Source organism: Leisingera sp. ANG-Vp (assembly GCF_000813725.1).
Classification (GTDB): domain Bacteria; phylum Pseudomonadota; class Alphaproteobacteria; order Rhodobacterales; family Rhodobacteraceae; genus Leisingera.
Genome location: NZ_JWLD01000060.1, coordinates 1 through 4497 on the forward strand (window position 1 = coordinate 1; position 4497 = coordinate 4497).

4 protein-coding genes are annotated in these 4497 nt (G+C 61.4%); 2 read left to right on the forward strand and 2 right to left on the reverse strand.

Annotation, left to right across the window (positions count from 1 at the left end):
- A partial coding sequence (locus RA20_RS18205) for an MOFRL family protein (RefSeq protein WP_039132051.1) occupies nucleotides 1-533 on the forward strand: 533 nt, incomplete at its 5' end.
- A gap of 78 nt (nucleotides 534-611) precedes the next feature.
- Here the strand turns inward: RA20_RS18205 and RA20_RS18210 are convergent.
- Together RA20_RS18210 and tdm are read right to left on the reverse strand one after the other, a co-directional pair.
- Nucleotides 612-1028, reverse strand: coding sequence for a group II truncated hemoglobin (locus tag RA20_RS18210; protein WP_039132054.1), 417 nt, complete (start codon nucleotides 1026-1028; stop codon nucleotides 612-614).
- Between the two features lie 30 nt (nucleotides 1029-1058).
- Complete coding sequence (gene tdm, locus RA20_RS18215; RefSeq protein WP_039132056.1) at nucleotides 1059-3428, reverse strand: trimethylamine-oxide aldolase Tdm; 2370 nt, start codon at nucleotides 3426-3428, stop codon at nucleotides 1059-1061.
- A gap of 181 nt (nucleotides 3429-3609) precedes the next feature.
- Here tdm and RA20_RS18220 point away from each other — a divergent pair, with 181 nt between their 5' ends.
- The gene (locus RA20_RS18220) at nucleotides 3610-4452 is read left to right on the forward strand and encodes a DMT family transporter (RefSeq protein WP_039132058.1); all 843 of its coding nucleotides are present in this window, start codon (nucleotides 3610-3612) and stop codon (nucleotides 4450-4452) included.
- The last annotated feature ends 45 nt before the right edge of the window (nucleotides 4453-4497 follow it).

Below are 4497 nucleotides of genomic sequence, written 5' to 3' on the forward strand. Positions count from 1 at the left end.
CCCCGCCCGCCGCCAGCAACACATTGATCGGCTCAAACCGCCACAGCCTCAAGGCAATGATGGCGGCCGCAGCGGAAGACTGGAGCCCCAAGCTGGTTTCCCACCGGCTGGTGGGGGATGTGGCAGAGGCTGCAGAGACCATTCTCAACGCCGCTGAATTGGCTCCTCAGGACAAACCGGTTGCGCTGATCTTCGGCGGAGAAACCACCGTTCAGCTCACCGGCACCGGCCTGGGCGGCCGCAACCAGGAATTGGCGTTGCGCGTGGCAAAGCTGGGCGCTGAACGCCTCAACGGGGATTGGCTGTTCCTCTCCGGCGGCACAGACGGGCGCGACGGCCCCACCGACGCCGCAGGCGGCATCGCCACTCCCGCCACCTGGGGTGCCATCAAGACTGCCGGACAGGACCCGGACGCGCTGCTTGCCAACAACGACAGCTACGCGGCCCTCAAAGCAGCAGATGCACTGCTGATGACCGGCGGCACCGGCACCAATGTGGCCGATGTGCAAGTCTTCCTGAGGCGGCCCGGCTAAAGCCTGGCCGCTCCCGCGCTTTCATCTTGCCGAAAATACTCCCGCCGGAGGCTCCCGCCCTCTCGACCGGCGCGCCGATCAGGCTGAGGCCCGTGCCTCGCCCCATTCTGCCAAATCATTCACCAGCATCAGCGCCACCCGCCGGAACACCTGCCGCAGCCGCTCCACATGCGGCCCCTCCAGCTTGAGATCTGCCAGCGCCTTATCCATGCACACAAGCCAGTTCTCGGCGTCCTCCTCGGTGATCGGCACATGGGCGTGCATCAGTTTCACGTCCATATGCCCATGTTTTTCCTCGTAGTACCGGCGCCCGCCCATGAAACCGGACAGGAAGTTGAACTGTTCAATCCGGGCATGATCCATCCCATGCCCCCGCTTGTGCAGCTTGACGATCTGCGCGCCGGTCTCCGTTTCCTCGACAATGTCGTAAAACCGCTCCACCAGCGCGCGCAGCACCTCTTCGCCGCCGATCTGCTCTATTAGCTTTTGAACCATGCAACCTCCCTGCCCTGAAAACCGCCGGCCTCAGGATTGAGGCCGGGTTTTCTTGGGGTCGTAATGGGCAAAGGGTACAATCTTTGCAGGCAGGCGTTTTTGATGCCCGTCAAGTTTGCCGATTTCCACCTCTGTCCCGGCTTCCGCACAGGCGACGTCCACACGAGCCAGCGCGATGTTCTTGCCCAAGAGCGGCGAGCGCATCGACGAGGTGACCTCGCCAATCTGCGCCCGGCCGATATGGACGCAATCGCCATGGCCCACGTCGATCGCCGAGTCGATATCCAGCCCCACCAGCTTGCGCGCGGGCGTGGTCTTGCGCCGGATCAGCGCGTCGCGGCCGATGAAATCATCCTCTTTCGATTTCAACGGCACGGTGAAGCCGATGCCGGCCTCAAACGGATCGGTCTGATCCGAGAAGTCGTAACCCGCAAAGATCAGCCCGGCCTCGATCCGCACCATGTCCAGTGCCTCCAGCCCCATCGGGCGGATGCCATGGTCCTGCCCGGCTTCCCAGACCGCATCAAAGACTTCGCTTGCGTGTTTCGGATGGCAGAAGATCTCATAGCCCAGCTCGCCGGTGTAACCGGTCCGCGACACCACCACCGGCACGCCATCCTCCCCGCCGATACGCGCAGGCGTGAAACGGAACCAGCCGAGCTCCTCAAGCTTCGGATTATGCGGCATAGTCCAGATGATTTTCTTCAGCAAATCCCGGCTTTCGGGACCTTGCACCGCGATATTGTGCTGCATGTCGGTTGACGAGCGTACCAGCACGTTCAGGCCCAGCTTTTCCGCCTGCTCGCGGATCCACTCTCCGCCATAGTCGGAGCCGCCGATCCAGCGGAAGTTGTCCTTGCCCAGGCGGAACACAGTGCCGTCATCGATCATGCCGCCATGCGGGTAGCACATCGCGGTATAGACCACCTGCCCCACTGCCAGCTTCTTGATATTGCGGGTAAAGATGTATTGGCACAGCGCCTCGGAATCCGGCCCGGTGATCTCAAATTTGCGCAACGGCGTCAGGTCCAGCACAATGCATTTCTCGCGGCAGGCCCAGTATTCCTCCAGCGGACCGGACTCGGCATAGCAGTTGGCCAGCCAATAGCCGTTATACTCGATGAAATTGCGGGTCATCTTGCTAAGGCGGTCGTGGAAACCGGTTTCCTTGGTCATCTTGGGCTCCGATTCAGGGGTCGCGCGGAACGCAATCGCCCGCTTGAAGGTCTCTTGGCCGCTGTAGGTGCGGACGTGGATGTCGGTGGGGTTCCAGCCATTGGCGGCGCTGGTGTCATCCGGGCAAGCCGAGGTGACGCAAACCAGATCGGTGAGTGCCCGCAGCAGCACGTAATCGCCGGGCCGGGTCCAAGGCTCATCCGAGTACATCACGCCGTGGTCGTCCAGACCGGTGTTAAAAAAGAAGTTGATTGCCATCCAGCCCGGGCGCGATGTGACGCCATGCTGAGCAAGCGCTCCGTTGAAATTGTCTGAGCAGTTCACGTGGCCGGGATAGCCGATATCGTCATAATATTTCGCCGCACAGGCCAGGGCAAAGGCATCGTGGCGCCCGACGGTATCCTGCACAACTTCCACCAGCGGCAGCATATCCTGGTCATAATACTTCGAATGCAGCCCAGGCATCGGATAGGAATGCCCCTGAATGGTACGCGTGGTGGTCACATCCAGCGCGTGCTCAATCCCCTTGTCCAGTTTGCGGGCTGCGAAACACTGGAAATCAGTGCACTGGCGGCCGTCCACATCAATGATCTGGATGTAATCCCCGGCCTTTACAAAATAGCTCTCGGCGGTGGCGCTATGCACCCGTACTTCGCTCACCGGATCCGCCAGCGGATCCGGCAGTTCAAACCGCGCCACCTGCTTGATCACCGCCCGTTTGACCATCACGGTTAGCGAGGTCGCGGTGTCCTGCTTCTCAAAATCCATGATGCCGCCGGGCGCCGCGATGATCACCACCCCATCGCGCTGCGCGGTAAAGCTCTCTTCAGTCTTGGCGGGCGTCGCGCTGTCGAAAAACCGCACCGCACCGCCCTGAGCCAGATCAATGCCACGCGCCTCCATCCCCATACGCAAACCGCGCAAGGACTGGTCCGAGGAGCTCAGCAGCGCCTTCAGCCCGCTCGCATCGCTATTGGCTGCGGCGCCGATGAGGCCTGCATCAATGCGCCCCTTGTCCCCGGCGGCAACAATCTCGCAGGGCTGGCCGCCCTCATCGTTGATCACCGTCACGGTGTCGCCGGTTTCCACCCGGATCAGGATCGCGCCGCAGCCTTCGACCACATAACGCTCGGTCCCCTTGGGCAGCGAAAACACTGACGGCTGATACAGTCCGGACGGTTTGGGCGGTCCCTTGACGACCTCAGGGAAGCTCATGTCGTTCATCGCGCATCTCCTGTTGGACTCCGGCCAATTATTGCACGGTCGGAATATTTATTTATTGAAAAGAATATTCCCATCCTGCACTCTAATCAACAAACATGTTGATTTTCTGCAGAAAAATGGCAATTGCCCGGGATGCGGCATTTTCCTGGGGGTGAATGCCGCAAACGAAAGGATAACCGCCATGCCCTCGCTGTTCCTCGGACTGGCCGCCGCCCTAGCCTGGGGGATTCACGACTTGTGCGTGCGGTTTGTCTCGCAGAAAACCAGCATTCTGCCAGCCATGCTGATCGTGTTCAGCACCGGAGCGATTCTGGTCTCAGCCGCCGCCCTGCCCATGGGAAACTGGCAGCAATTGACGCAGCAGGCCGCCCTTCTGGCAGGTGTGTCTGGCGCGATTTTCGCCTTAGGCTCCTATGCGCTGTACCGTGCCCTGGCCCTCGGGCCGGTCAAGCTGGTTGCCCCCCTGATCGGCGCCTATCCGGTGCTTTCGCTTGGCATGGCGATGCTGCAAGGACAGCCGGTTGGACTGGACCACTGGCTGGCCGTGGCCGCTGTTGTTGGCGGCGTTGGCAGCATTGCGGTGTTCTCCAGGGAGGAAGACAGCGGCGCAGTAAATCTGCAAGCAGGTGCTTGGGGATTGGCCGCCGCATGCGGGTTCGCCCTGACTTTTGCTGTCGGCCAAGCGGCAACGCAGGCTGGCGCCGAGCTTCCGGTTCTGATCGTCACCCGCCTGGCCGCAATCCTCCTGCTGCTGGGCCTGGCGCTGCTCACACGGATGCTGCAGATGCCGTCCCGCAAGGTGCTGCCGCTTCTCTGCCTGATGGGCGCGCTGGATGCCATCGCGCTTGGTCTGGTGATCTATTCCGGCACCCTGCCCCGCCCGGAGTTCGCCTCGGTCAGCGCTTCACTGTTTGGTTTGGTCACTGTGGTTCTGGCCTGGCTGATCCTGCGTGAAAGCATGAACCGCGCCCAATGGGTCAGCGTTGCCGTCACTTTCGGCGGAATTGCCTATCTGGGATTTTGAACCCCTCTTTCCCTTCGCAAAAAGGAAACACCCGCCGGAGGGGTT